Origin of the sequence: Bradyrhizobium genosp. SA-3 (assembly GCF_004212635.1) — a bacterium.
Lineage (GTDB): Bacteria > Pseudomonadota > Alphaproteobacteria > Rhizobiales > Xanthobacteraceae > Bradyrhizobium.
Genome location: NZ_PSRT01000292.1, coordinates 1 through 1,961 on the forward strand (window position 1 = coordinate 1; position 1,961 = coordinate 1,961).

The 1,961-nt window shown below is 64.4% G+C and carries 1 protein-coding gene; it reads left to right on the plus strand.

Going from position 1 to position 1,961, the window contains the following annotated elements; all coding sequences use genetic code 11:
• Window positions 1-476 precede the first annotated feature (476 nt).
• Window positions 477-1,961, plus strand: a 1,485-nt coding sequence (locus tag CWO91_RS42060) for an alkaline phosphatase family protein (protein ID WP_130221156.1), incomplete at its 3' end; no start/stop codon positions are given.

The window sequence follows — 1,961 nt, forward strand, 5'->3', positions numbered from 1 at the left end:
TGTTGAAACCGTTGCGCGACAAACTCCCCTCTCGTGCCCCGGACGCAGCGCAGCGCTTCTTAGCGGTGCGCTGCAGAGCCGGGGCCCATGCGGCAGGGATTGCCGTGGCCTACTGGGTCCCGGCTCTGCGCAGCAACGCAGATGCGTTGCAGCGCGTCCGGGGCACGAGAGGGTCGCTCGCTATCGCCACACACTCCGTCATTGCGAGGAGCTCTTGCGACGAAGCAATCCAGAACCTTTCCGCGGCGGCAGCCTGGATTGCTTCGCTGCGCTCGCAATGACGACGTTGATGCAGTTGTGCGCGCCCATACCACATCTCGTGTCCCGGACGCAGCGCAGCGCGTCCGGGACGCGCGAGTGCTCCACCCCTTCTTTGCACGCTTCTCCGCTCTTGTAACAAAACGGTCATGCAGCGAAACTAAACGAATCTGGGGCCGCGGTCGCGGCCAAGCCGCCTCACCGCAGGGAGAGATTTGATGCGCCGTTCACTGGTGTTGCTGTCCGCCGGACTGACAGTCCTGTCCACCGGACTTGCCTCCGCCCAGAACAACACGCCCCGCAACCTGATCCTGTTCATTCCGGACGGTCTTCGCGCGCTGAAGGTCACACCGGAGACGGCGCCGGCAATGGCCGAGGTCCGCGACAAGGGCGTCAACTTCAAGAATCCGCATTCGCTCTTCCCGACCTTCACCATGGCCAACGGCTCGGCGATGTCGACCGGACACTATCTCGGCGATACCGGCGTGTTCTCCAACACGATCTGGACCGGCTACACCTCAGCGCCCGCCGGCGACACCGTGGTCCCCTTCATCGAGAACGACGCTGTGCTCGGCGACATCGACGAGCACTTCAAGGGCGACTATCTGAACGAAGAGACCATCCTGAAGATGGCCCGCGACAAGGGCCTCAGCACCGCGGCGATCGGCAAGGTCGGCCCGACCTACCAGTTCGACCACACCGACAAGCCCGAGAAGGCCGGTCTGCACTCGGTCGTGTTCGACGACTCCACCGGCGGCAAGAACGGCGTGGCGCTGTCGGACGAGGTGAAGGACGCGCTGACCAAGGCCGGCCTGCCCACCGCCACGCCGCCGCGCGGTGACAATTCCAAGGCGGGCGATGCCAAAACCCCTGGCACCACGGTCGCCAACGTCGCGCAGCAGGCCTATTTCGCCGATGTCGCCACCAAGGTGGTGCTGCCGATGTTCAAGGCGCGCAACAAGCCGTTCGTGCTGGTGTTCTGGTCGCGCGATCCGGACGGCACCCAGCATAACCAGGGCGACAGCCTCAACCAGATCATGCCCGGCATCAACGGCCCGAGCACGATGGCGAGCATCAAGAACGCCGACAACAACCTCGCCCAGATCCGCAAGGCGCTGGACGAGCTCGGGCTGGCCGCCAGCACCAACATCATGATCCAGGCCGACCACGGCTTCTCGACCATCTCCAAGGAGAGCAAGACCAGCGCCTCGGCCAAGGTCAGCTATGACGACACGCCCAAGGACTTTTTGCCGATGGGCTTCCTGGCGCTCGACCTTGCGAAAGCGCTCGAGCTGCCGCTGTTCGACCCCAACGACAAGAACGCGAAGATCGAGGGCAACAAGCATCCCAAGGCCGGCAACGGCGTGCTCGGCAAGGATCCGACCAAGCCCGATCTCGTCGTCGCCACCAATGGCGGCTCCGACCTGATCTATCTGCCGAACAAGGACAAGAAGCTGGCGGCGAAGACGATCAAGGTGCTGCTCGAGCAGGACTACGTCTCCGGCCTGTTCGTCGAGGACTCGCTCGGCCGCTTCCCCGGCACCCTGCCGCTGTCGAGCATCAATCTGCGCGGCAAGTCGGCGACCCCGACGCCGTCGATCGTCGTCAACTTCCGCTCCTATGCCAGCGATTGCGGCGAGGCGCCGACCAACTGCTCGGTGCAGGTCGCAGACACCGTGCTGCGCCAGGGCCAAGGCATGCAT